We start from the raw sequence: 23,890 nt of genomic DNA on the forward strand, positions 1-23,890 counted from the left end.
GGGAGCAAGCTCCCTCGCCACGGAGTTTCCGAGCGCGGTTCCAGTAGGTCATTTCAGCTCATTCCGGCTCGCCAGCCCCCCTAAATCAGCCGATTGCTGCCCCTCCAGCCACACCCTGTCACAGAACCGTCATTCCGCACCCCTAGCGTGCCCTCCCAGTTGCCGGGCCATTGCCTGGCGGATTTCCGGATTCCTGGGGAGGACCACCATGTATCACCGCACAAGCACTGCCGGGCTCGTCGGTTTCACGTTCACCGCATTGGCGATGGCCATTGCCAGTGAGCGGCTGAGCGCCGCCGAGCAGGTGACCACAGAACACGTTGAAGTGGTCGGCCAGGCGGCCAGCATCGATCAGGCCCTCAAGGAGCAGCGCAACGCCGACAGCATCAAGAGTGTGGTGCATGCCGACGGTGTGGCGCAGTTGCCGGATGAAAACGTCGCCGAAGCGGTGCAGCGCCTGCCCGGTGTCAGCGTCGAGCGCGACCAGGGCGAAGGCCGGTTTGTCAGCGTGCGCGGCCTGGGCCCGGACCTCAACAGCGTGACCATCAACGGCACGCTGGTGCCAGCCCCGGAGAGCGAACGCCGGGCCGTTGCGCTGGATGTGCTGCCTTCGGAGCTGGTGCAATCGTTGTCGGTGATCAAGACCCTGACGCCGGACATGGACGCCAACTCCCTGGGCGGCACGGTGGACGTCAAAAGCCTCTCGGCCTTCGACCACAACGGCCTGTTCTACACCGGCAGCAGCGAAGCCAGCTATGACAAGAACACCAGCCAGACCAGCCCGAAATTCTCCGGCGCCATCAGCGATCGTTTCAGCCTCGGCGATGGCATCGATAATTTCGGCGTGGCCGCGGCGCTGAGCTGGCAGAAGCGTGACTTCGGTTCGGACAACGTCGAAACCGGCGGCGCCTGGGATTTCGAGCAAGGCTCGCGCCTCGAAGAGTTCGAACAGCGCGACTACGACATCCGTCGCGAGCGGGCCGGTGGCGGGTTGAACTTCGACTACAAGCCCGACGACTCCAGCAGCTATTACCTGCGCACGCTGTACAGCCGCTACAAGGACAGCGAAACCCGCAACGCCGCCAGCATTGCCTTCGAAGACCCGCAAGCCGCCGGTGAATTGGGGGACGCCGAGGGCGAGCGCAAACTCAAGCAACGTGAAGAAACCCAGGAAATTCAATCCTACGTGCTCGGTGGCGAGCGCCTGTTCGGGCTCTGGACCCTGAGCGGTCAGGGCGGCTATAGCCAATCCAGCGAAGACAGCCCCGGCCATATCGCCGGCGCCACTTTCGAAGGCATCGACGGTTTCAACGGCGGCTTCTACGACAACGACAAGCCGCGGCCGATCATCGGCTCGGGGTTCTACGATCCCGCCAACTTCAGCCTCGACAAGGTGGATTGGGAGGAGCAGAAGACCACCGACACCGAGAAAAACCTGCGCCTGGACCTGGCTCGGGACTATGACCTACGTGGCTACGCGTCCCAGGTCAAGTTCGGTGGCAAAGTCAGCCGACGTGACAAGGACAACGACCTCAATGCCTGGGTCTACGAGGATTTCGACGACCTGGGTTTTACCGACGAGCAGTTGAACCTTGGGCAGTTCCAGAAAGGCAATGTGGATTATCGCCTCGGCCGCTTCGGCCCGGGTATCAGCGCCGACGCGATCAAGCAGTTGCTCGGCGGTCTGAATCGCGATGAGTTCTTTGACGAGCAGGAGTCGCGAGTCAACGACTTCAAGATGAGCGAAGACATCAACGCCGGATACCTGATGAACACCGTCGATATCGATGACTGGCGCTTCATCGCCGGCATGCGCTACGAAGGCACTGAGTTCGACGCCAAGGGCACCGGCGCCACCGACGGCGTATTCACCGACACCGAGACCCGGCGCAAGTATCACCACTGGTTGCCGGGCCTGCACGCACGCTATCAACTGGACAAGAACACCCAGGTGCGTGCGGCCTGGACCAAATCCGTGGTGCGTCCGACCTTCGGGCAATTGGCGCCGGGTTTTGTCATCGACGATGACGAGGCCACGTTCGGCAACCCGGAGCTTAAACCGCTGGAATCGAGCAACCTGGACCTGGGCATCGAGCACTTCATGGGGCACGCCGGCACGGTCTCGGCCTTCGTGTTCTACAAGGACATCAAGAATTTTGTCTACAACACCGACCTGGCCGGCACGGGCGCCTGGACCGATTTTTCAGAGGCCCACAGCTACGCCAACGGTGACAGCGCCAAGCTGTATGGCCTGGAACTGGCCTACTCGCAAAAGTTCGACTGGCTGCCAGCACCTTGGAATGGCCTGCTGCTCGGCGCCAACACCACCTTCAGCCGTTCGGACGCCGAGATCGAAGGCTTCGACCAAGCCAGTGGTACCCAGCGCAAACGTAGCATCGACTTGCCGAACCAGTCGGACACGGTCGGCAACCTGATGTTGGGTTGGGAAAACGACAAGCTGAGCCTGCGGCTGTCGGCCAACTACAAATCCGCGTACCTGTTCGAGCTGGCGTCGATCAGCGACCGCGACCATGACCTGCATGTCGATGCCCAGACCTTCGTCGACTTCAGCGCGCGTTACTCGCTGACCAAGAACCTGCAAGTCAGCCTCGAGGCCCAGAACCTCACCGACGAGCCGTATTTCGTCTACACCGGCCACCGCTCCTACAACGGCCAGTACGAAGAGTACGGCCCGACCTACAAGCTGGGGCTGACCTTTACCCATTTCTGAACCGCGATACCTGTGGCGAGGGAGCTTGCTCCCGCTTGGGTGCGTAGCGCCCACAAAACAGGTCTGCTGCGCAGCCCAGCGGGAGCAAGCTCCCTCGCCACAGGAATAGTGAACATGCCATTTCTGAAGTTGGCCCAATGACAAGGATTTTCCCGTTGATCACGATGTTTTTCTTACCCAAGCGCTGCCTACTGGCGATGGCGCTCAGCCTGGCATCAGCTGCCGCGCTGGCGGCTGCTTCAGCGCCCAAGCTAAAGCTGCAACCCTGGCCTCAAGCCGAACTACGGTCGATCAACGCCCTGGCATTCCTGCCTGGCCCTTCGACGACCGAACGCCTGGCCAGCGCCCGCGAGGGCCTGTTCTTGCTCGATGCCCAAGGTCGCGAACTGACGCGCCTGAAGGGCACTTTCGAAGGTGTCGATAGCCGTGCCCAAGGCGAGAACGTGCTGGTCGCCAGCCTCGACAGCGAGCGCCAGCAAGCCATGGTCGTCAGCCTCGACCCAAAAAGTCGCCAGTGGAGCACGCCGCTGTACCTGCCCACGCGGGACTTCCCGGTCAACGGCCTGTGCCTGTACCGCGACGAGGCGAGCAACCTGTTTGTGTTCCTGGTCGGCGAGGAAGGCAAGGGCGAGCAATGGCTGGTGGGCAATGGCGAGCGCCTGAGCGACACCGCGCAACGGGTGCGGGGCCTGCCGTTGCCGCCGGATGCCAAGACCTGCCAGGTGCAGGACAGCGCTAATCAGTTATTCGTCAACGAGGAGCGGGTGGGTTGGTGGGCCTACCCGGCATCCTCTGAGGCCGAGACCGTGCGGGTGCCCGTGGCGATGCGCGCACCGTTCGGCGAGCTCCAGCAACGCGCCGGGGCCATGGCCGTGTTGCCGGGAGGCCTGTTGGGGCTGGACCCGGAAGCGGCGCGCCTGCATGTGTATCAGCAGCAGGGAGAGGGTTGGAGTGCTGAAGCCAGTCTGCCGCTGGCGGGTCTGAAGGAACCGGAAAACCTCGCGGCGCGGCTGACGAAAAGTGGCATTGAAGTGCTGCTGCGCGACGATGACAACGGGCACCTGTACCAAGGCGAAATCAGCTGGAAACCCACGCCAGTGCCTTTGCCGCCGGTACTGCCCACTGTGACGGCCATCGTCCAGAGCGAACCGGTGGCCCGCCAGGGCGATGCCGCCGATGACCCGGCGATCTGGGTGCATCCAACGACGCCCGGGCTGAGCCGGGTGCTGGGCACCAACAAGAAGCAAGGCCTGCTGGCCTATGACCTGCAAGGCAAGCTGCTGCAGGAGCTGGCGGTCGGGCGCCTGAATAACGTCGATGTGCGGGCGAACTTCAAGCTGGGCACGCAAACCGTCGATCTGGCCGTGGCCAGCAACCGAGATCGCAACAGCTTGAGCCTGTTCAGTATCGACCGCGCCAGTGGCGAGTTGCGCGAAGCGGGCGAAATCATGACGTCATTGAAGGAAATCTACGGCATCTGTCTGTTCCAGCCTGCCGAAGGTGAGCTGTATGCCTTCGCCAACGGCAAGGACGGGCGCTTCGTGCAGTACCGCCTGAGCGCGCCGGACGGCGTGGTGAAAGGCCAGTTGGTGCGCCAGTTCAGCGTCGACAGCCAGCCCGAGGGTTGCGTGGCAGATGAGCGGCGCCAGCGTCTGTTTCTCGGTGAAGAGGATGTAGGTGTCTGGGCGGTGGATGCCCGGGCCGACCAACCGGCGACCTTGAACAGTGTGATCAAGGTTGGCCCATTGTTGCACGCTGACGTTGAGGGCATGGCCTTGTACCAGGCCAACGGCCACGACTACCTGGTGATCTCCAGCCAGGGCAACGACAGCTACCTGGTGCTCGATGCCGAGCCGCCTTATGCCGTGCGGGGCGCCTTCCGGGTCGGCCTGAACGCTGCCGCGGGCATTGATGGCGCGTCGGAAACCGATGGCCTGGAGGTGACCTCGATGAACCTCGGCGGGCCTTGGAGCCAGGGCATGCTGGTGGTCCAGGATGGACGCAAGCGCATGCCCGAGCAGACCCAGAACTTCAAGTTCGTGCCCTGGGCCGACGTGGCGAAAGCGCTGCGCCTGCCTTGAGCGACGCTGTCATCAACCGGTCACGAACATTTCATCGAATAACTGCCAGACAGGAGTTTCAACCATGCAAGCCACTCTGGAACACATGACGATCTGGGGCCTGATCAGTGACGCGAGTCTGCTGGTCAAGGCGGTCATGCTCACGTTGCTGCTGGCCTCGCTATTGAGCTGGTATCTGATCATCCAGCGCAGCGCCGTGCTGCAACGCAACGAGCGTCAGCTCAACGGCTTCATGCAGCGTTTTCGCAGCAGCCAGGATCTGTTGCCCTTGTACCGGGAACACGCACAAGTCCGCGAAGAAGACGCTGGTGTCACGCCGATCTTTCAGGCGGGTGTGCTGGCCTTCACTCAGCTCAACCAACCTTCAAGCACGCCAGAAGTGGTGCTTGAAGGCGTCGAGCGCGCGCTGCAAGTGGCGATCAGCGAACAGGAAATACAGCTGGAAAAAGGCCTGCAATTTCTCGCCACCGTCGGTTCGGTCAGCCCCTACATCGGTTTGTTCGGCACCGTCTGGGGGATCATGAATGCCTTTATCGGCCTGTCCCAAGTGCAACAGGCCAGCCTTTCCACTGTGGCACCGGGCATTGCCGAAGCGTTGATCGCCACGGCCATCGGCTTGTTCGCGGCAATCCCGGCGGTCATTGCCTATAACCGTTTCGCCGCTCGCGGCCAGACCCTGCTGACCCGTTACTACGCCTTTGGCAACGAGCTGCAGGCGCGTCTGCACCGCAAGCTGCACGGTGCACCGATGAACCTGGCCACGGCCGCTTGAGAGGAGAGGGCAGATGCTCGTCAAGCCACAACGCAAGCACGGCCCCAAGGCCGAAATGAACGTGGTGCCGTACATCGACGTGATGTTGGTGCTGCTGGTGATTTTCATGGTCACCGCACCGATGCTGACCCAGGGCGTGAAGATCGAACTGCCCAAGGTCGCCAGCGAAGCACTGGCCAACGACAGTCGCCAGCAAATCCTCACCCTGTCGGTCAAGGCCGAGGGCGGTTACTACTGGAACCTGGGCGGTGAGCTGGACACCCACCACGCTACTGACAGCGCTGTGGATCTGGAGCAGATGCGCGTGAAGGTGGCGCAGGTCGTGGCCGAGCGCAGCGATACCCAGGTGTACATCCGTGCCGACGAGCATGCCGATTATGGCCGGGTCGTTGCAGCCATGGCCGCGTTGCAGCAGGGCGGCGTGAGCAATCTGGGACTGGTGACCGAGGCGCCGCAATGACGGCGATGATCATGCACAGGCCCTCCTTGAGCGTGCCTGCGCTGGGCCGTCGCTTCTGGAAAAACGGCCTGGCGGCGGGGCTCGCCGTGGCCCTGCACGTGGGTGTGGTGGCGTTGTTGGTGCTGGGTTGGAGCGTGGAAAAGCCAGCCGCCGAGGCGCCCCGGGTGTTGCGCACGCAACTGGTGATGTTGCCAGCGCCGCCGGTGCCCGAAGCGCCTGCACTGGCCGCTGTCATTCCTGTAGCACCGCCATCGGCCGAGCCGACTTCGGCGCCGGTAGAAGCGCCGCGTCCCGTTCCCAGCCAACCCGTTGTCGATCCGCGTGTCCAGGCACAGAAACTGGAGCAGGCGGCCCTGGCGCGCAAACGGGTCGAGGAGCAAAAGCGCGAGCAACAGGCCCAACAGCAGCGCGAACGCCAGGAAAGCGAACGACGCAGGCAAGACGCCGAGCAGCAGGTCGCCGAACAACAGCGTCAGGCCCGGCAGGCGCAAGCACTTGCCGAGCAACGCCAAGCCGAACAGGCGCGCCAGGCCGTCGCCGACAGCCGCAGCTACCAACCGCTGAGCAAGCAAGCCCCGGACTATCCACAACGCGCCCTGGACAAGGGCCTGGAAGGCGATTGCACCGTGGAATACAGCGTGACGCCGGACGGGCGGATCGATAACCCCAAGGTGCTCGACGGTTGCCACCCATTGTTCATCCGACCGTCCTTGGCTGCCGCCCAGACGTTTCGTTATCAGCCGCGGATCATCGATGGCAAGGCGGTGACGGTGCCGGCAGTGCGCAATACCTTTCACTACCGGATCAAATAAACGCCGTATCTAGACATCGGCCAAGAACCCCATTGTGGCGAGGGAGCTTGCTCCCGCTGGAGCGCGCAGCGGTCCCAAAATCTTGCGCTCGCTTCGCAACCGAGCGGGAGCAAGCTACCTCGCCACAGGGGATGTGTGGTCCTTACTTGCGGTAATGACTTGGCGCCACACCCACTTCGCGACGGAATACCTGGGAGAAGTGACTGGCGCTGCCATAGCCGACCTCCAGGCCGATATCGATGACGCTGCGCTCGGTTTCCAGCAGCAGTTGCCGGGCCCGGGCCATTCTCAGTTGGATGAAGTATTGCGAAGGTGACCGCCCGGTGGCGCGTTTGAACAGGCGGCTGAAGTGGTATTCGCTCATACCGATGGCTTGGGCCAGGTCACCGAGGCTGAAGGGTTCGGCCAGGTGTTGTTCCATCAACTGGGTCACCCGTTTGAGCTTGAAAGCGGGCAGGGCGTTACGTGCGGACATGTCGTCGGCATTGGCATCCAGATAATGCCGCGCCAGGTGCACCGCTACGCACTGAGCCACGCCCTGGATCAGCAAGGCACTGGTTTCACCACGCCGGGTCAATTCCGCCCGAATCTGTTCGAGCAAGGCCGAAAGTGCTTCATCCCGCCCGCCAGAGACTTCCCGCAGCTGGATCGCGCCGCTGCCGCCGGCTTCGGCAAGGGCGCGTTCCAGCAATGCCAACCCCAGGTACAGATGCATGACCACAAACGGCTCGCGACTGGTCACTTGCCAGCGCATCTCATAAGGAACCGGGGATGTGGTCAGGAAAAAATCTCCGCTGCCCACGGTATTCGCTTCCCACGCCTCGTCGGCAACGCGCTCCTCGACGATGGCTTCCCCGGACAGCACCCAGACGAGCAACGGTTCGGCCACTGCCGGCACGACGATGTGTGCTTCGCTGCGCTCACGGACAAAGATCTCGACCAGAATCTCCTTGGCCGATACGCCGTCGGACGTCGCCAGGCGCTCGCCGCGAATGTGTGCCTGCAGGCCGGTTGCTGATGTTCGTTCAGTGACTTCCATGCTTCGCATGCCTCGATGGAACGGCCGCCAGGTCAAGCCGGGCCGGCAGCAGGACGGTGCTGGCGCAACAGTTCGATCTGCTGGGACGGGATCAACTCGCGCAACGCCTTATAGAGCGCGCGAGTTTCGAGCAGGTTCCAGATGCGCAACATGGTTTCCAGCGCGTCCAAGGGTTTGCTGATGAAATCCCGGGCGCCGAGGGCCAGGGCCCGCAGGCGCGTGTCTCGGGTCGCGTCGGCAGTCAGCACCAGGATCGGCAGGTAATCATTGGCCGGAATGCGCCGGTTGAGTTGCTCCAGCACGGCAAAGCCGTCGAACGCCGGCATGTGCAGGTCGAGGATGACCAGGTCCGGCTCGAAGCTGTTGAACAGATCGAGCGTGCGCAAAGGTTCGGTGCTGCTCAGCACGTTGTGCAACCCTTCGCGGGCCAGCAGTTGTTCCATCAGGTCCAGGTTGGGGCGCTGATCGTCGACGATCAGGATGCGCAAGTCGCGATTCATGCGGGCTCCGGTAGATAGTGCTCGAGGTGGCCCAGGAAGGCCTGGATATGAATAGGTTTGGTCAGGATCGCCGTGGCGCCGGCGTCACGCAGGGCGCGGTGGGTCAGGTCGCTGGCATCGGCGGTGATCATCAGCACGGGCGTGGCGGCGGTGGCCGCGGACTGGCGCAAGCGGCGCAAGACTTCCAGGCCTTCGAGGTCAGGCAGGCTGACGTCCAGCAGGATCAGTTGCGGGCTGTGCTGGCGAGCGAGGTCCAGGCCCATCTGGCCTTGCATGCTCGACAACAACTGGATGCCCGGGCGGCGTTGCATCAGGGTTTCGATCAGCGCCAGGCTCGACAGGTTGTCTTCGATGCAGAGGACTTTGCCGTGATAGTCCAGAGGCGAACGCGTCACCGCCAGGGCGGCGATGGGTGGCAAATGCGCGCCAACTACCTGGGTGCCGGGCAGTTGCAGGGTGAAACAGCAGCCGTGTCCGGGCTCGCTGTGGACCTGCAGGTTACCTTGCATCATTTCCAGCAGGCTCTTGCTCAACGACAACCCCAAGCCAGTACCCTCGACCTGGGGATCGGCACCCAGGCGTTCGAAGGGCTTGAACAGTTGGTCCAGCTGTTCCGGGGCAATGCCATGCCCCGTGTCGTTGACGGCGATGCTCACCTGATGGGCCTGGACGCTGACTTCGATGCGCACCTCACCGCCGGGCCGGTTGTACTTGATGGCGTTGGACAGCAGGTTGAGCAGTACCTGCACCAGGCGTTGGCGGTCCGCGAGCACGCCGCTGTCGTCGGGCAGCGCTGGCAGCTCGGCCAAGTGGATCCCGGCGTCGGCGGCCATCGGTGAAACCAAGGTCAGGGCTTCGTGCAGCACCGTCGACAGGGCGATCGGCTCGATGTTCAGCGGCAGGCGCCCGGCTTCGATCCGGGCAATGTCCAGCACCTCGTTGATCAGCGCCAGCAAGTGCTGGCCGGCCCGCAGGATATGGCTGACCTGGGGGCGTTGGCCAGCCGTGGAGTCCATGTCCAGCAATTGAGCAAAACCGAGGATGGCGTTCAGTGGCGTACGCAGCTCATGGCTCATGCGCGAGAGAAACTCGCTCTTGGCCCGGCTGGCGCTTTCGGCTTCTTCGCGGGCGGTACGCAGGGCGATCTCGGCAGCGCGCCGGTCGGTGATGTCGCGGGTGATCTTGGAAAAACCGCGCAAGGCGCCGGTGCCATCGTATTGGGCGGTGATGACCACGCTGGCCCAGAAGCGGCTGCCGTCCTTGCGGCAACGCCAGCCTTCTTCCATGTAATGACCGTCGCGGGTGGCTTCGCGCAAGGCCATGTCCGGGTGCGCCGGGCATTCCTCGGCCAGGTAGAACAGGGAAAAATGGCGGCCGAGGATTTCCTGCTCGGTGTAGCCCTTGATCCGTTCCGCGCCGGCGTTCCAGGTGGTGACGTAGCCTTGGGCATCCAGGGCGAAGATCCCGTAGTCCTTCACGCCATCGATGATCAGCCGCAAACGCTCCTCGTTGTCGCGCAGGGCCCGCTCGCGTTCGGCGAGCAACTGCCCGGCCTCCACCAGGCGCGTGCCGAGCTGGCCTATTTCGTCCTGCTCCGGCGGTTGCGGCAACAAGGGTTGGCCCAAGGCCAGGCGCTGCGCGTTGCCTTGCACCTGCTGGACGCGGGCGACAATGCCCTTGGACAGGAACAACACCGCGACAATCGCCCCCAGCAGCCCGCACACCGCCGCCAGCAAGGTGGCGAACAACAGGCGCATGCGCGTGGCCGAGGCGGCGGCGCTGCGGTCGGCGAGCAGGGCGTCCTCGCGGATGCGCATGGCGCTGATCTGCTCGCGCAGCACATCCAGCACCTGTTTGTTTTCGATCAGGATCGCGGTGATGGCCTCGGGGTCGTCGCGCTTGCCGTTGCGCAACGCGAGCAGACCGTCGAGCTTGTCGGCGATCAGCGGGGTGATGGTCTTGAGGTGTTCACGCATCCTGGCATCGCGAATGTTGTGGTCCAGGCGCTGCAACGCCGCGTGGATCAGCGGCGTGGCCTGTTCGTAGCTGGGCAGGAAATCTTCGCGCCGGGTCAGCAGGTAACCTCGTACGCTGGCCGCTGCCTCGGCCAACAGGGTATGGACTGTCTGGATATCTCCCTGGACCAGCAGCACCCGGCGCACGTCCTCTTCGGCCCGTGCGGTCTGGCGTTCGGTGATATAGATCAGCACCAGCGACAACAGCAGGACCACCAGGGGCAGGGAAATCACCACCAGGGCCTTGCCTCGCAAGGGCAGGTCGGCCCAGCGGCGGGCGGCGAGAAACCTCATGGCCATTGCCCGGAGGGTTGCGCCACCAGGCCCAGGGCAACGCCGCGCACGGCGGCCTGGGTCCGGTCGGCGGCGCCCAGTTTGCCGATGACCCGCTCTACGTGGGCCTTGGCCGTGCCGGGCGCGATGCCCAGCTTTTCGCCGATTTCGCGGTTGCTGAAACCGCCGGCCACCAGCCCCAGGACCTGGCGTTCTCGGGCGGTCAGGGCCTGGACTTGAGTGGCGCCATTCGCACCGCGCTCGGCCATGCGGCGCAGCAGGCGCGCGCTGACCGAACTGTTCAACGCCTCTTCGCCCTGGGCGACCCGTTTGAGGGCGTCGAGCACTTCATCGCGGCTGGCGTCCTTGAGCAGATAGCCGACCGCGCCCGCACCGATGGCGGCTTCGAGGTGGTCTGGGCTGTCATCCATGGTGAAGATCACGACTTTGATTCCGGGCTGGCGCTGTTGCAGGATCCGCGCCGCGCCCAGGCCGTTGAGGACGGGCATGCGGATGTCGAGAATCGCGATGTCCGGCTGTAGCCGCTCGCACAGGTCGAGGGCTTCCTGGCCGTCGCGGGCCTGGCCGACGACCTCGAATCCCGGGTTGCCGGCGAGCATGCTGATAAACCCGGTGCGGGTGACTTCGTGGTCATCGGCCAGCAGCAGGCGCAAGGGTGGGTTCATGGGTGTCCTCCGTGGGCCGGTAGCGGCACGCTGGCCAGCAGTCGGGTGCCGCCTCCGGGCTGGCTGCAACAGCTCAAGTGGCCGTCCAGCAAGTGCGCGCGTTCCTGCATGGCGGCCAGTCCCAGATGGCAACTGCCGTTGGTTTCGATGGGTTGCTCCAGGGCGAAGCCACGGCCGTCGTCCTCCACGCGCAGGCAAGCGTGGCCGTCTTCTACCGCCAACCCCAAACACACGTGGCTGGCCTGGGCGTGCTTGAGGATGTTGTTGATGCCTTCCTGGGCAATGCGAAACAGGGCGATCTCCGTGTGGCCCGGCAGGCGCGCGGTGCTGTGTTCGACCCAGGTCACCGTCAGGTCCGCGTCACGCAGGCGGTCGGCTTCCTTGTCGACGGCTTTGTACAGGCCGAAATCATCCAGTACGTGGGGGCGCAGGCCACCGATCAACTGCCGGCCCTCGCCAACGCAGCCTTGGGCCAGGTCGAGGATGCTTTGCAGTTCGTTCGCCAGTGCAGGCGGTAGCGACGGGCAGCGACCGGCGAAGCCCTGCAAGCGTTGATGCAAACCGGCGAGGTTCTGCGCCAGGCCGTCGTGCAGGTCGTAGGCCACGCGCTTGCGTTCGTCTTCCTGGGCGCTGAACAGGCGGTGGACCAACTCGGACATGGTCCGCTCGCGGGCCTGGAGTGCTTCGAGCAGACGGCTGTTCTCCAGGTGCGCCGCCAACAGCGTTGCCAGCAATTGCAGCGATTCGATGTCTTCGTTGTCCGGCGCGCCGAGGGCCACGCTGTTACCCAGCAACAACGCCCCGAACTCTATACCGTCGGAGGCCCGCAACGGCACCCGCAAGACCTGGGGCAGGGCGCTGCCGGGCGACTCCAGCCATTGTGGGCCGGGCGTTTGTGGCCGGGCCAGGTTGGCGAGCAGCTCGAGTCGCTCCGCGCTGCCGTGGCTGGCGAGGGTGCGCAACGGATGGTCCGGTGCCCACTCCAGCAGCAGGCCATGGTCCATGGCCATGAACGCACACGCCCGTTGCAGCGCACGCTGGCGCATGGCCGACAGGGGCAGTTGCGTCAGTTCATGGCCGGTGCCCAGCAGCAGGCCCAGGCGTGCGGCGCGGCTTTGCGACTGGCGATATTGGCTGCGGATGGCCAGGGCGCTGCCGGGGTCATGGGGTGGGCTTTGCATGGGGAACTCCAGCGTGGAAGAGGACCGGTCCGGTTCGCGGTGGCGTCATTAGAACGTGTCACCGGCACCGGGCCTATCTGCCGAACGGCATAGGCGATTGGCACCGGTTGGCCGATGGCGAAGGCAGGGAAGGCCGGCAAAGTGGCCCCATTGAAACCCAAAGGAACGCTTTGATGAAAATGAAAACCTGCGCCATTGCTGCTTTATTCCTGCTGGCCGCACCACTTGTCCAGGCGCTTGAGGCTACGCCTTATGTGTATCGCACGGTGGCCGAGCAGCCCAAGAATGTGAATGACCGCGAGATCGCGGCACTGTTTGACCGCTGGAACGCCGCGCTGCAAACCGGTAGCGCCACAGCCGTGACCGGCCTCTACGCCCCGGATGCGATTTTGCAACCGACTGTTTCCAACAAGGTGCGCAATACACCGGCGCAGATCCAGGATTACTTCGAGCATTTCCTGGCCGGCAAACCGGTCGGGCAAATCAACTACCGGGAGATCCGCCATCTGGGCCCCGATGCGGCGATGGACAGTGGTGTCTATACCTTCACGCTCACCCAGGCCGACGGTTCCAAGCGCGAGGTCCAGGCGCGCTACACCTTCCTCTATGAGCGCCTCGATGGCCAGTGGAAGATCATCAACCATCACTCATCGGCCATGCCCGAGGTGGCGAAGACCTTGCACGCCAGTCACTGATCGCACTGCTCGCTCCCACAGGTTTCAAAGTCTGCCCTGTGGCGAGGGAGCTTGCTCCCGCTGGGCTGCGTAGCAGCCCCCAACCACTACCATCCCCTGTTTAGACACACTTTGTACAAAGAGCTTGGATTAACGCGCGAACATTAATTAGAATCAGTCTCATTTAAGACTTTGCGCAGGCTTCTGGACATGTGTGATGCAGTTACGCCGACGGAGCATTCCCTCCATGCGTTGTACCGTGACCACGGTAGTTGGCTGGAAGGCTGGCTGCGACGGCGCATGGGCAATGCCTGGGATGCGGCGGACCTGCGCCAGGATACCTTCCTGCGGGTGCTTTCCAGTTCCCAGACATTGGCTGACCTGCAAGAACCCCGGGCTTATCTGCTGACCGTTGGCAAACGTCTGCTGAGCAATTTCTACACCCGGCGCAGTCTGGAACAGGCGTATCTCGACGCCCTGGCGAGCCTGCCAGAAGCCTGCGCACCGTCGCCAGAGCAACGCTGGCTGCTGCTGGAAACCCTGCAAGCCTTGGACGAACTGCTCGATGGCCTGCCGCCCCTGGTGCGGCGGGCTTTTCTCTGGAGCCAACTTGAAGGCCTGGGTTATCGCGAGATCGCCGAACGCCTGCACGTGTCCGAACGCACCGTGAAACGCTACATGGCCCAGGCCTATGAGCATTGCCTGTTGGTGGACTTCTGATGCGCTCGGCCCCTTCACCCGAAGCCCGCGAAGCGGCGCGGGCGGCGGCTCGCTGGTTGACCCTGATGGAGTTCGACGCAGATGCGTTCGACTCGGCGGCCCTGCAACGCTGGCGCGACAGCAGCGCTCATCACGAAGCGGCCTGGCAGAAGGCCCAGCGATTGCGCCAGCGTTTTGCCGGGGTGCCCGCGTCCCTGGGCATGGCAGCACTGGACCGCCCAGTGCTGGCTCGGCGCGAGGCGCTCAAACGCGCATTGGGCGTCGCCGCATTGGTCCCGACCGCTTGGTTGCTGGGGCGAGAGCTGCCATTGGAGGCCTGGCGCGCTGATTTGCACACCGCCACGGGCGAGCAACGGCGCTGGTCGCTGGTCGATGGCAGTGCGCTGCAACTGAACACCGACAGCGCCGTTGACCTGGACCTCAAGACGCATCGCCTGGTGCTGTTGCGCGGCGAAATCGCCCTCACGCTCGCCGGGCGCACGCCGCTGTCCGTTCAATCACCCTACGGGCTCATCACCGTCGGTCGTGGCGAAATCTGTGTGCACCTGGGCGAACGCGATTGCCGGGTGTCGGTGGTCAGCGGCTCGGCACAACTGCAACCCTTGCGCGGGCCATTGCTGAGCCTGGAAGCAGGCCAGCAGGTCAACATTCAGGACTCGGGCGCGGGGCCAGTGAAGGCGTTCGACGTGGCACAGCTGGGTTGGCGTGACGGCGTATTGGTTGCGCAGGACCAGCCACTGGGGCATTTCCTGCGGGAACTGAGCCGCTATCGCCCCGGGGTGTTGCGTTGGGACGAAACCCTGGAACCCCTGCGAATCACAGGCAGCTTCCGCCTGGACAACACCGACCGAATCCTCACGCTGCTTGCGGCCAGCCTGCCGCTGGACGTGCACATGCGCACTCGCTACTGGGTCACGTTGACACTTCGCAAAAATATGGCCTGAGGCCTGTCCCCTTTTTTTGTCTCGCTTGTCATTCAAGGCAACTGAACAAAAATGAGAGCGCTTTCCAATGTCCGCAGTTGCACCTTTGCTTTTGCGCCCGGCCTTTGCCGGCTGGCGTCCGCTGTTGAACCTGAGCCTCATGCTGAGTTTGAGCACCAGCCCATTCTTTATCTCGTCGAGCCTGGCCGAAGACGCCGACCGGCGCAGCTACCAGGTGCCGGCTGGCAGCCTCGGCGTGGCGTTGACCCGGTTTGCCGGGCTGGCGGGCGTCAACCTGTCGGTGGACCCGGCCCTGGTGGGTGGTCGCAACAGCGCCGGCCTTTCGGGTGAATTCGGGGTTGAGGAGGGGTTTGCCCGGCTGTTGTCGGGCTCGGGCCTGCAATTGCAAGCGGTGGGTGAGCAGGCCTATATCCTGGCGCCGGCACCGGAACGCGGCAGCCTGCAACTGGCACCCACCTCGATTCTCGGCGCCACGGCGTCGACAGATAGCCCGGCGTATGCCGGTGGCCAGGTTGCTCGTCGCGGTTCGCAAGGCTTGCTGGGCTCGCGGGACTTCATGGAAACGCCGTTCAGCATGACCACCTATACCAGCGCGGTGGTCAAGAACCAGCAGGCGCGCACCTTGGGCGACCTGATCGCCAGCGACCCCTCGGTCCGCGCCACCAACCCGGCGGGCGGGCGCTACGAGCAGTTCACCATTCGCGGTTTCAGCCTGTTCAACAGTGATGTGGCGTACAACGGTCTCTATGGCATCTTGCCGACCTACACCATCGACATGGAGATGGCCGAACGCGTCGATATCCTCAAGGGCCCGAGCCAGCTCATCAACGGTATCTCGCCGCGGGGCAGCGTGGGGGGCGGGATCAACGTGGTGCCCAAGCGTGCCACCGACAAGCCCATCACCTCGTTCACCGGCAGCTATGCCTCCAACAACCAGCTTGGCGGTGCCGTGGATGTCGGTCGGCGTTTTGGTGAGGATGACAAGTTCGGTATCCGTTTCAATGGCGTGAAGCAGGCGGGCGACACCGAATGGGATCACCAGAGCGTGGACCGCGAGATGGCGGTGCTGGGCCTGGATTTTCGCGGTGAGCGCCTGCGACTGTCGACGGACATCGGCCACACCGAGCGTAACACCGACGCGCCCCAGGAACGCGTGCAGGTGGGTGCCAATGCACAGGTTCCTCATGCCAGTGACGTACGTGACAACTACGCCCAGTCCTGGAGCAAGGCACGCACCAAGGACACCTTCGGCGCCGTGAACGCTGAATTTGACGTCAACGATTCCGTCATGCTGTATGGCGGTGTCGGCGCGCGCAAAAGCGAGCACGACTTCCTCAGGCACAACGTTTCGGTCACCAACGACGCCGGTGACTTCACGGTTCAGCCCCGAGATTTTACCCGCGACGAAAATGTCCGCACGGCCACGGCCGGGGTGCGCAACTGGTTCCATACCGGTCCGGTGAGCCATGAGGTCAACCTGGCGGCCAGTTATTTCTACATGGATTTCGAAAATGGCGGCGCCCGCTACGCCAACGGTCGCAGCAACCTCTATGACCCGGTACAGACCCCGACGCCGAGCAACCCGACCCGACAGGACGACAAGGTCTATACCGAGAACCGCTTCAGTGGCGTGGCCTTGTCCGACACCCTGGGGCTGCTCGATGATCGCTTGCTGCTGACCCTCGGCGCCCGCTGGCAGCGGGTGAAGGTTGACGACTGGACGAATAACGTCAAGGGCGACACCGCCTACGACGAAGAAAAGGTTTCGCCGTCGGGCGGTATCCTGTTCAAGGCGACCGACAAGCTGTCGTTGTATGCCAACTACATGGAAGGCCTGAGCCAGGGCAAGATCGCGCCGTCGACCTCGGTGAACGAGGACGAGATTTTCCCGCCGTTCATCAGCCGTCAGGTCGAGGTGGGCGCCAAGTATGATGCCGGTCCGTTCGCCGTCACCGCCGCCCTGTTCCGGATCAAGCAGCCGGCCTATGCGACCGACGCGACGACGCGTGTCTTCGGCCCGAACGGCAAGCGAGAAAACACCGGCGTGGAGTTGAGTGTGTTTGGCGAACCGCTGAAGGGAACCCGTTTGCTCGGCGGCGTGATGTACATCGACAGCGAACTGACCCATACCACCAACGGCACTTTCGACGGCAACCGCGCACCGGCCACGCCGAAGTACAACGTCAACCTCGGCGCCGAGTGGGACGTGCCGACGCTACAGGGCCTGACCCTGACCAGCCGTGGCATCTATTCCAGCTCGCAGTACCTGGACCAGTCCAACACCAAGGAAATCGATTCCTGGGAACGTTTCGACGTGGGCGCCCGCTATGCATTCAAGGTCGACGAAAAACACATCACCCTGCGGGCCAACATCGAAAACGTGGCCGACAAGCGCTACTGGAGTTCGGCCGGCGCGTCGGATGACAGTGAGCCTGGCTTGACGCTGTCGACCCCGCGCACCTATCTGCTTTCCGCAACCGTGGATTTCTAGGCCGAGGTGCCGCTCCAGGGAAGGAGCCGCCTGGGTTCAGATGTCGCGAAACAGATCGTGGGCATCCAGCAACCGCCAGGCGATCTCGGGGCGTTTTTCCAGACCGCGGCGAATGGCGGCGGGGATTGACTGGCGAATTTTCCGGCACAGCCCGGGCTGCTCCTGGAATTCGATGGCGATGCCGCGCATGGTCCGCACTTCGTTATAGCCGGGCTCGACGCTCAAGCGGATCCCCAGGTTCTCGTACAGGCGTTGCTGCAGGCGCTGGAGTTCGTCGAGGCTCTGGATGTTCTCCAGGCGTTCAAGCAGGCGTTTTTCTTCCTGGCGATTCAGGCAAAGGATGCGCAGGTCGCTGCCAGGCGCTTGCAGCAAGGCATCACGGCCACAATCGCAGACGCCGGGCGGGCAGGGGGGACGGATCGGAATCGACGCGGTCATGGGCTCCACAAAAATCTGCTGCACAACGAAACAGCGAGCTTATCGCCGGCCCAGGCAATGTGATGCCTGGCGGCATGTGGGTCAAGCCTGTTGGAGGGGCCGCTTGTCTGGCGCGGCTGTGGGAGCTTGCTCGTGATAGCGGTGAGTCAGCCTGCACCTTTGTCGGATTTGCCACCGCCATCGCGAGCAAGCTCGCTCCCACATTGCGGATACACATGTTGTGCCCGACATGGATCCCCTGTGGGAGCGAGCTGGCTCGCGATAACGGTGGTTTAGTCAAGAGCGTTACAACCCCAACTCAGACAACCCCGGATGATCATCCGGCCGGCGGCCCAGCGGCCAGCGGAACTTGCGCTCGCTTTCCTTGATCGGCATGTCGTTGATGCAGGCATAACGGTTGTACATCAGGCCTTGCTCGTCGAACTCCCAGTTTTCGTTGCCGTAGGAGCGGAACCAGTTGCCCGAGTCGTCGTGCCATTCGTAGGCATAGCGCACGGCGATGCGGTTATCGGTGAAGGCCCAGAGTTCCTTGATCAGCCGGTAATCCAATTCCTTGGCCCACTTGCGGGTCAGGAACGCCTTGGCTTCCTCGCGGTTATGGGCGAATTCGGCGCGGTTACGCCATTGAGTATCCAGCGTGTAGGCCAGGGATACTTTTTGTGGGTCACGAGAGTTCCAGCCGTCTTCGGCCAGGCGAACTTTCTCGATCGCCGATTCACGAGTGAACGGCGGCAACGGCGGGCGAACTTCGGAAGAGGCAGACATGGCGGATCTCCAGTGAATTGACGAATTGCACAAGGGTTCAACGGGTCAGGCGTGTAACAGTTTTTTCAGCAAGTCCTGGGCGTCGTCAGCCGCGCTGTGGTCGCCCATGACCAGCGCCACGGTAATGGCGCCGTCAATCAGAATCAGGAGTTGGCGGGCCAATGCGTCCGGGTTCTGGACACCTTGTTCGACGCACAGCCGGGTGACGTAATCGAGCAACTTCTGTTTGTGCATCTTCGCCACTTGGCGGACCGGATCCTGTGGATCGCCTGTCTCGCCACTGGTGTTGATGAATGCACAGCCGCGAAAACCTTCGCTGTCGAACCAGCCCTTGAGCACGGTGAACAGGCTGAGCAGCCGTGCCGTCGGTGTGGGCGCCTTGTCCACTTCGCTGCTGAACCAGTGCATCCAGCGCTCGTCCCGCCGCCTGAGGGCGGCCACGATCAGGTCGTCCTTGTTGGCGAAGTAGCGATAGACACTTTTCCTGGAGACGCCGGCGGTTTTCACCAGAAGGTCCATGCCGGTGGCGGCGATGCCACTTTTATAGATCAACTTTTCGGCGACATCGAGAATGATGTCTCGTGTTTCATTACTAGTGATTTCGTTCATGAAACAAAAGTAGAATGATCGTTCTCCTTGGTCAAGTCTTTTTTTCTTGAGGACAGGAAGACCCAAACCCATCCATGGTGTAAGCTCATCCGTTCTTCGGAATCGACCTTTTGCGAGCCCTATGCCGTCGCTTTTCAAACGCTCCCTGCTGCCCAAGCTGCGCAGCTTTGCACTGACCGCCGACGCGGTGACCATCCTCGATGGCGCCGCCCAATTCCGCCGTTGCCTGCTGGAGAAAATCGCCCAGGCCACCCAGCGCATCTACATCGTCGCGCTGTACCTGCAACAGGACGAGGCCGGCCAGGAAATCCTCGATGCCCTGCATGCCGCCAAGGCCGCGCGTCCGGAACTGGATGTGGTCGTGGTGGTGGACTGGCTGCGGGCCCAGCGCGGGCTGATCGGCGCCAAGAAGCAGCCGGGCAACTCGGCGTGGTACCAGGAACAGACTCGCACCCATGCCAGCGAAGTGCCGATCTACGGCGTGCCGGTACAGACCCGCGAGCTGTTCGGCGTGCTGCACTTGAAAGGCTTCGTGATTGACGACTGCGTGCTCTACAGCGGCGCCAGCCTGAATAACGTCTACCTGCACAAGTTCGACAAATACCGCTACGACCGCTATCACCTGCTGCAGAACACGGCACTGGCCGATTCGATGCATCACCTGGTGCAGCACGGCCTGATCACCTCCAGGGCCGTGCACCGCCTGGACCTGCCGAACCTGCCCAGCACCCGCAGTTTGCGCAAGGACATCGGCGACCTGCGCAGTCGCCTCAAGTACGCGACCTATGACACCAGCGTTGGCAGCCTCGATAAGAGTGGCCTGTCGGTAAGCCCGTTGCTGGGGGTGGGCAAGAACAATCCGCTGAGCCGGGTGATCGGTGAGCTGATCGCCAGCAGTCGCCAGCAACTGACCATTTGCACACCGTATTTCAACCTGCCCCTGGCGGTGACCCGGGAGCTCAATCGCGCCCTGGCCCGGGGGGTCAAGATCGACATCATCGTCGGCGACAAGACTGCCAACGACTTCTACATTCCGCCAAGCGAGCCGTTCAAGATCATCGCGGCGCTGCCATACCTCTACGAAATCAGCTTGCGGCGCTTCGCCAAACGCCATCAGCGCGCTATCGACAGCGGCCAATTGAACCTGCACCTATGGCGTGATGGGGACAACACCTATCACCTCAAGGGCATGTGGATCGACGAGCGCTACACCTTGCTGACCGGCAACAACCTCAATCCACGGGCCTTTCGCCTGGACTTGGAAAACGCGCTGTTGCTGGACGACCCCAAGGGCGAGTTGCTGGCGCCGCGCCAGGCCGAGCTTGAACAGATCTACCGCCACACTCGCCGGATCGAACGCTACCTGGACCTGGAAACCCTGCCGGATTACCCCGACGCCGTGGCCAGGTTCCTGAAACGGGTCAGCCGGGTGCGGATAGAACGGCTGCTTTACCGGATCCTGTGAACATCCGCGCCATGTCGAAAAAAGACACTATCTCCATTCAGTTGGTGCGTGAGGCGCTGCTGCAAAGCTGCGCTCCCGGAGCGGCTACCGATGAGGTATTGAGCAAGGTAGGCATCGATCCCGCATTGCTCGACGACGCCCAGGCGCGGGTCCCGGCCCATGCCTATGCGCGGCTCTGGCGTTTGCTCGCCCGGCGCCTGGATGACGAGTTTTTTGGCATGGACCCGCGCAAGCTCAAGTCCGGCAGCCTGGCGTTTCTCTGCCAGTGCGCCATGGCCCAGCCGACGCTGGCGAGCGGCTTGACGGCGGGGCTGGGTTTTCTGTCGCTGATGCTCGAACACCTGCCGGCCCAGTGGGTGCGCCAGCAAAGCCTGGCGGAGATCGTGCTGCTGGAAGACGATCAGGAACCGCGCCGGGCCTTTACCTACTTCACCTACTGGATGATCGTCCATGGGGTGGCCTGCTGGTTGGCTGGGCGGCGCATTCCCATTCTTTCCGTCGAGCTGCGTTGCCCGGCGCCGGATTTCTGCGACGACTACCGGGTGATGTTTTCCCAGAACCTGCGTTTTGACCGGCCTCGCACCCGGATGATTTTCGCCGCCGAATGCCTCGACCTGCCGATCAGACGCAACGCTGATGAGCTCAAGCGCTTCCTGGCCCAGGCCCCGGCCAACATCCTGGTCAAATACCGCGACCCGCAAAGCCTGGCCAGCCGTATCCGGCACGACCTGCGGCAGTTGCCTGCCGAACAGTGGCCGGAAACCGAGGCCCTGGCCCAGCAGTTGTGCGTGTCCGCCTCCACCCTGCGTCGACGCCTGGCGGAGGAGGGCCAGACTTACCAAGGCCTCAAGGACAGCGTGCGCAAGGACCTGGCGATCACCTGGCTGGCCGAGCCCTCCATCAGTTTCGTCGAAATCACCTCACGCCTGGGTTTTGCCGATGCCAGCTCCTTCTACAAGGCGTTTCGCAAATGGTCCGGGTCCAACCCGGGGCATTATCGCAGCCTGATTCTCAACGACCCTGATTGACCCATCGGGTGGCCTCCAATCTTGTGCCTCCCACAGGGTTTTTCGCTACGCTCATAAAACCGTCATTTATTTCTGATAAAAGCCTGTGCAGGCCCCGGAAAAGCCGAGCCATCCATCAGGTAATGTATGCAAATGACCGTTTTGGGCCGCGTATGAGAGTACTGGTCACTGGCGTCGCAGGGTTCATCGGATTTCATACCGCCAAGCGGCTGTGCAGCGATGGTCATCAGGTCATTGGCATCGACAACCTCAACAGTTACTACAGCGTCGAGCTGAAACAGGCACGACTGGCTCAGTTGGCCGAATATCGCGATTTCCGCTTTCAGCTGCTGGATGTGGCAGACAAACAGGCACTGTTGGAGTTGTTTGCCGAACAGGCCTTCGACCAAGTCGTCCACCTCGCGGCCCAAGCCGGCGTGCGTTATTCCATCGACAATCCGGACGTTTATGCGCAAAGCAACCTGGTAGGTTTCCTCAACGTATTGGAAGCCTGCCGTGCCCATCGGCCGGCGCACCTGATTTTCGCCTCGAGCAGTTCGGTGTATGGCTTGAACGACCGCCTGCCGTACGCCACGACCGACCCTGTCGATCAGCCGGTGTCTTTCTATGCCGCGACCAAGCGTGCCAATGAGCTGATGGCTCACGCCTACTCGCATCTCTATGGCATTCCCACCACCGGCCTGCGGTTTTTTACCGTGTATGGGCCTTGGGGACGGCCCGACATGGCGCCATTCAAATTCACCGATGCCATCCTCAACGGTCGCGCCATCGACGTTTACAACGACGGCGCGATGTCTCGCGATTTCACCTATATCGACGACATCGTCGAGGGCCTCGTGCGCCTGATTCCGCTGCCGCCGACCGATGAGACCGGCGTGCGCAACAAGGTCTACAACATCGGCTTCGGCTCACCGGTGAAGCTTTTGCAGTTTATCGAGTGCATTGAAGAAGCGCTGGGCATCCGCGCGATAAAGAATTTCTTGCCACTGCAATCGGGCGACGTGGTCGACACGTGGGCGGACACTCGTGAACTGGAGGAACGGGTGGGGTTTCGCCCACAGGTCGCAGTGCCCGTCGGTGTGCGGTCGTTTGTCGATTGGTACCGCGACTATTACGCCGTCTAACCACTCATTTCCCAGCTTTTTTTCTGGAGCATCATGCACGAACCCCCTTATGTATCGGTTCTGATTCCGGCCAAAAACGAGGCAGGTAATCTCATTCCACTTCTTGAAGAAGTGCGCACGGCGTTGGCCAATGAGAACTTTGAGGTCATCGTGGTGGACGATGGGAGCACCGACGCCACCGCCGCTGAGTTAAGCACCTTGCAAGGTAGCGGCTACCAGCAATTGCGAGTGCTCAGCCACACCCGTTCCCTCGGGCAGAGCACCTCGGTCTACCACGCCGCTGAAGTGGCACGCGGGCATTGGTTGGCAACCCTGGACGGCGACGGTCAGAACGACCCGGCCGATCTGCCGAAAATGCTCGACCTGGTGCGCGGCTCCGAAGGCACCCCCGCGGGCGTCAAGCTGGTGGCAGGGCATCGCGTCAATCGCCGGGACACGGCGAGCAAGCGCTGGGCCTCGCGATTTGCCAACAAATTGCGCGCCAGCCTGCTCAAGGACCAGACGCCCGATACCGGTTGCGGCATCAAGTTGATCGAGCGCGAGGCGTTTCTGCGCTTGCCGTATTTCGATCACATGCACCGTTTCATTCCGGCGCTGATCCGCCGTCACAACGGCCGGATGCTGGTTCATCCGGTCAATCACCGTGAGCGCGGGGCCGGGGTGTCCAATTACGGCAACCTGGACCGGGCGCTGGTGGGCATTGTCGACCTGTTCGGGGTGTGGTGGCTGATCAAACGCACCCGCCTGGACGTCAACGCACAAGAAACCGAGGTGTGAAATGGGCAGAGAATCGTTGTGGTTGGCCGTTGGCTTCGGTGGTCAATTGGCATTCACCGGGCGTTTTGCCCTGCAATGGCTGTACAGCGAATACAAGAAGCGCAGCATGATTCCCGTTGGCTTCTGGTACCTGAGCATCGTCGGCAGCGCGCTGTTGCTGGCCTATGCCATCTACCGCGAAGACCCGGTGTTCATTGTCGGCCAGTCCTTCGGCTTTATCGTTTACCTGCGCAATTTGCAGTTGATCGCCAAGCATCATGAGCAGGAAAACCCCGAACTGGCCAAGAAGGGCTGAGACGGTGCGG

At 62.7% G+C, this 23,890-nt stretch carries 22 protein-coding genes; 14 read left to right on the forward strand and 8 right to left on the reverse strand.

All coding sequences use genetic code 11. The features are described from left to right. Window positions 1-208: 208 nt before the first annotated feature. From TK06_RS05635 to TK06_RS05655, 5 genes are all read left to right on the forward strand, one after another. Entirely contained in the window at window positions 209-2,731 is a 2,523-nt protein-coding gene (locus tag TK06_RS05635) for a TonB-dependent receptor (protein WP_063321208.1), read from the forward strand. A gap of 155 nt (window positions 2,732-2,886) precedes the next feature. Next, window positions 2,887-4,812 carry a phytase gene (locus TK06_RS05640; protein ID WP_409077373.1) on the forward strand — a complete coding sequence of 642 codons (1,926 nt, stop codon included), beginning with the start codon at window positions 2,887-2,889 and terminating at the stop codon, window positions 4,810-4,812. 64 nt (window positions 4,813-4,876) lie between these two features. After that, window positions 4,877-5,584 (forward strand): protein TolQ, encoded by a 708-nt coding sequence (gene tolQ, locus TK06_RS05645; RefSeq protein ID WP_063321209.1) that lies wholly within the window; start codon window positions 4,877-4,879, stop codon window positions 5,582-5,584. A gap of 13 nt (window positions 5,585-5,597) precedes the next feature. Then, window positions 5,598-6,044: a protein TolR gene (tolR, locus tag TK06_RS05650; protein ID WP_063321210.1), complete on the forward strand. Its 447-nt coding sequence runs from the start codon at window positions 5,598-5,600 to the stop codon at window positions 6,042-6,044. Beyond that, window positions 6,041-6,856 carry an energy transducer TonB gene (locus TK06_RS05655; RefSeq protein ID WP_063321211.1) on the forward strand — a complete coding sequence of 272 codons (816 nt, stop codon included), beginning with the start codon at window positions 6,041-6,043 and terminating at the stop codon, window positions 6,854-6,856. The genes tolR and TK06_RS05655 overlap by 4 nt, the downstream gene beginning before the upstream one ends. A 142-nt stretch (window positions 6,857-6,998) precedes the next feature. Here TK06_RS05655 and TK06_RS05660 read toward each other — a convergent pair whose 3' ends face one another. From TK06_RS05660 to TK06_RS05680, 5 genes are read right to left on the reverse strand one after another with little or no spacing between them, the layout of a single operon-like run. Then, window positions 6,999-7,895 carry a helix-turn-helix domain-containing protein gene (locus TK06_RS05660; protein ID WP_063321212.1) on the reverse strand — a complete coding sequence of 299 codons (897 nt, stop codon included), beginning with the start codon at window positions 7,893-7,895 and terminating at the stop codon, window positions 6,999-7,001. A gap of 32 nt (window positions 7,896-7,927) precedes the next feature. Further along, window positions 7,928-8,395: a response regulator gene (locus TK06_RS05665; RefSeq protein WP_018610463.1), complete on the reverse strand. Its 468-nt coding sequence runs from the start codon at window positions 8,393-8,395 to the stop codon at window positions 7,928-7,930. Then, entirely contained in the window at window positions 8,392-10,704 is a 2,313-nt protein-coding gene (locus TK06_RS05670) for an ATP-binding protein (protein WP_063325075.1), read from the reverse strand. Before TK06_RS05670 ends, TK06_RS05665 begins: the two co-directional genes overlap by 4 nt. Further along, window positions 10,701-11,369 (reverse strand): response regulator, encoded by a 669-nt coding sequence (locus TK06_RS05675; protein WP_063321213.1) that lies wholly within the window; start codon window positions 11,367-11,369, stop codon window positions 10,701-10,703. The genes TK06_RS05670 and TK06_RS05675 overlap by 4 nt, the downstream gene beginning before the upstream one ends. Continuing rightward, on the reverse strand, window positions 11,366-12,550 hold the full coding sequence (locus TK06_RS05680; RefSeq protein WP_063321214.1) for a sensor histidine kinase: 1,185 nt from the start codon (window positions 12,548-12,550) through the stop codon (window positions 11,366-11,368). The genes TK06_RS05675 and TK06_RS05680 overlap by 4 nt, the downstream gene beginning before the upstream one ends. Before the next feature lie 173 nt (window positions 12,551-12,723). Here TK06_RS05680 and TK06_RS05685 point away from each other — a divergent pair, with 173 nt between their 5' ends. The 4 genes from TK06_RS05685 (at window position 12,724) to TK06_RS05700 (ending at window position 17,379) form a co-directional block, all read left to right on the forward strand. Further along, on the forward strand, window positions 12,724-13,245 hold the full coding sequence (locus tag TK06_RS05685; protein WP_014338290.1) for an SgcJ/EcaC family oxidoreductase: 522 nt from the start codon (window positions 12,724-12,726) through the stop codon (window positions 13,243-13,245). 189 nt (window positions 13,246-13,434) lie between these two features. Next, on the forward strand, window positions 13,435-13,944 hold the full coding sequence (locus TK06_RS05690; RefSeq protein ID WP_063321215.1) for a sigma-70 family RNA polymerase sigma factor: 510 nt from the start codon (window positions 13,435-13,437) through the stop codon (window positions 13,942-13,944). Next, window positions 13,944-14,888, forward strand: coding sequence for a FecR domain-containing protein (locus tag TK06_RS05695; RefSeq protein WP_063321216.1), 945 nt, complete (start codon window positions 13,944-13,946; stop codon window positions 14,886-14,888). Before TK06_RS05690 ends, TK06_RS05695 begins: the two co-directional genes overlap by 1 nt. A 67-nt stretch (window positions 14,889-14,955) precedes the next feature. Next, on the forward strand, window positions 14,956-17,379 hold the full coding sequence (locus TK06_RS05700; RefSeq protein ID WP_063321217.1) for a TonB-dependent receptor: 2,424 nt from the start codon (window positions 14,956-14,958) through the stop codon (window positions 17,377-17,379). A gap of 36 nt (window positions 17,380-17,415) precedes the next feature. Here TK06_RS05700 and TK06_RS05705 read toward each other — a convergent pair whose 3' ends face one another. The 3 genes from TK06_RS05705 to TK06_RS05715 form a co-directional block, all read right to left on the reverse strand. Continuing rightward, window positions 17,416-17,817, reverse strand: coding sequence for a hypothetical protein (locus TK06_RS05705; protein WP_083569150.1), 402 nt, complete (start codon window positions 17,815-17,817; stop codon window positions 17,416-17,418). A gap of 285 nt (window positions 17,818-18,102) precedes the next feature. After that, window positions 18,103-18,582: a DUF1348 family protein gene (locus tag TK06_RS05710; RefSeq protein ID WP_046062452.1), complete on the reverse strand. Its 480-nt coding sequence runs from the start codon at window positions 18,580-18,582 to the stop codon at window positions 18,103-18,105. A 45-nt stretch (window positions 18,583-18,627) separates the two neighbouring features. Further along, window positions 18,628-19,191, reverse strand: a complete 564-nt coding sequence (locus TK06_RS05715) for a TetR/AcrR family transcriptional regulator (RefSeq protein WP_063321218.1) — start codon at window positions 19,189-19,191, stop codon at window positions 18,628-18,630. 121 nt (window positions 19,192-19,312) lie between these two features. On the opposite strand from TK06_RS05715, the gene pssA reads away from it, so the two are divergent. The 5 genes from pssA (at window position 19,313) to TK06_RS05740 (ending at window position 23,880) form a co-directional block, all read left to right on the forward strand. Next, the gene (gene pssA / locus TK06_RS05720; protein WP_063321219.1) at window positions 19,313-20,656 is read left to right on the forward strand and encodes a CDP-diacylglycerol--serine O-phosphatidyltransferase; all 1,344 of its coding nucleotides are present in this window, start codon (window positions 19,313-19,315) and stop codon (window positions 20,654-20,656) included. A gap of 11 nt (window positions 20,657-20,667) precedes the next feature. Beyond that, window positions 20,668-21,684: an AraC family transcriptional regulator gene (locus TK06_RS05725; RefSeq protein ID WP_063325077.1), complete on the forward strand. Its 1,017-nt coding sequence runs from the start codon at window positions 20,668-20,670 to the stop codon at window positions 21,682-21,684. A gap of 152 nt (window positions 21,685-21,836) precedes the next feature. Further along, window positions 21,837-22,808, forward strand: a complete 972-nt coding sequence (locus TK06_RS05730) for an NAD-dependent epimerase (RefSeq protein WP_063321220.1) — start codon at window positions 21,837-21,839, stop codon at window positions 22,806-22,808. A 33-nt stretch (window positions 22,809-22,841) separates the two neighbouring features. Then, entirely contained in the window at window positions 22,842-23,585 is a 744-nt protein-coding gene (locus TK06_RS05735) for a glycosyltransferase family 2 protein (RefSeq protein ID WP_063321221.1), read from the forward strand. Window position 23,586: 1 nt separating this feature from the next. Further along, on the forward strand, window positions 23,587-23,880 hold the full coding sequence (locus tag TK06_RS05740) for a lipid-A-disaccharide synthase N-terminal domain-containing protein (protein ID WP_063321222.1): 294 nt from the start codon (window positions 23,587-23,589) through the stop codon (window positions 23,878-23,880). Window positions 23,881-23,890: the final 10 nt, after the last annotated feature.

This window comes from Pseudomonas fluorescens, assembly GCF_001623525.1.
Taxonomy (GTDB): domain Bacteria; phylum Pseudomonadota; class Gammaproteobacteria; order Pseudomonadales; family Pseudomonadaceae; genus Aquipseudomonas; species Aquipseudomonas fluorescens_Q.

Bases quoted from the DNA above. Each gene is read 5' to 3' on its own strand.
- TK06_RS05710 (WP_046062452.1), bottom strand. From the start codon at position 18,582: ATGTCTGCCTCTTCCGAAGTTCGCCCGCCGTTGCCGCCGTTCACTCGT.
- TK06_RS05695 (WP_063321216.1), top strand. From the start codon at position 13,944: ATGCGCTCGGCCCCTTCACCCGAAGCCCGCGAAGCGGCGCGGGCGGCG.
- TK06_RS05670 (WP_063325075.1), bottom strand. From the start codon at position 10,704: ATGAGGTTTCTCGCCGCCCGCCGCTGGGCCGACCTGCCCTTGCGAGGC.
- TK06_RS05685 (WP_014338290.1), top strand. From the start codon at position 12,724: ATGAAAATGAAAACCTGCGCCATTGCTGCTTTATTCCTGCTGGCCGCA.
- tolQ (WP_063321209.1), top strand. From the start codon at position 4,877: ATGCAAGCCACTCTGGAACACATGACGATCTGGGGCCTGATCAGTGAC.
- TK06_RS05715 (WP_063321218.1), bottom strand. From the start codon at position 19,191: ATGAACGAAATCACTAGTAATGAAACACGAGACATCATTCTCGATGTC.
- TK06_RS05635 (WP_063321208.1), top strand. From the start codon at position 209: ATGTATCACCGCACAAGCACTGCCGGGCTCGTCGGTTTCACGTTCACC.
- TK06_RS05665 (WP_018610463.1), bottom strand. From the start codon at position 8,395: ATGAATCGCGACTTGCGCATCCTGATCGTCGACGATCAGCGCCCCAAC.
- TK06_RS05660 (WP_063321212.1), bottom strand. From the start codon at position 7,895: ATGGAAGTCACTGAACGAACATCAGCAACCGGCCTGCAGGCACACATT.
- TK06_RS05735 (WP_063321221.1), top strand. From the start codon at position 22,842: ATGCACGAACCCCCTTATGTATCGGTTCTGATTCCGGCCAAAAACGAG.
- TK06_RS05705 (WP_083569150.1), bottom strand. From the start codon at position 17,817: ATGACCGCGTCGATTCCGATCCGTCCCCCCTGCCCGCCCGGCGTCTGC.
- TK06_RS05700 (WP_063321217.1), top strand. From the start codon at position 14,956: ATGTCCGCAGTTGCACCTTTGCTTTTGCGCCCGGCCTTTGCCGGCTGG.
- TK06_RS05730 (WP_063321220.1), top strand. From the start codon at position 21,837: ATGAGAGTACTGGTCACTGGCGTCGCAGGGTTCATCGGATTTCATACC.
- TK06_RS05740 (WP_063321222.1), top strand. From the start codon at position 23,587: ATGGGCAGAGAATCGTTGTGGTTGGCCGTTGGCTTCGGTGGTCAATTG.
- TK06_RS05725 (WP_063325077.1), top strand. From the start codon at position 20,668: ATGTCGAAAAAAGACACTATCTCCATTCAGTTGGTGCGTGAGGCGCTG.
- TK06_RS05690 (WP_063321215.1), top strand. From the start codon at position 13,435: ATGTGTGATGCAGTTACGCCGACGGAGCATTCCCTCCATGCGTTGTAC.
- TK06_RS05680 (WP_063321214.1), bottom strand. From the start codon at position 12,550: ATGCAAAGCCCACCCCATGACCCCGGCAGCGCCCTGGCCATCCGCAGC.
- tolR (WP_063321210.1), top strand. From the start codon at position 5,598: ATGCTCGTCAAGCCACAACGCAAGCACGGCCCCAAGGCCGAAATGAAC.
- TK06_RS05675 (WP_063321213.1), bottom strand. From the start codon at position 11,369: ATGAACCCACCCTTGCGCCTGCTGCTGGCCGATGACCACGAAGTCACC.
- TK06_RS05655 (WP_063321211.1), top strand. From the start codon at position 6,041: ATGACGGCGATGATCATGCACAGGCCCTCCTTGAGCGTGCCTGCGCTG.
- pssA (WP_063321219.1), top strand. From the start codon at position 19,313: ATGCCGTCGCTTTTCAAACGCTCCCTGCTGCCCAAGCTGCGCAGCTTT.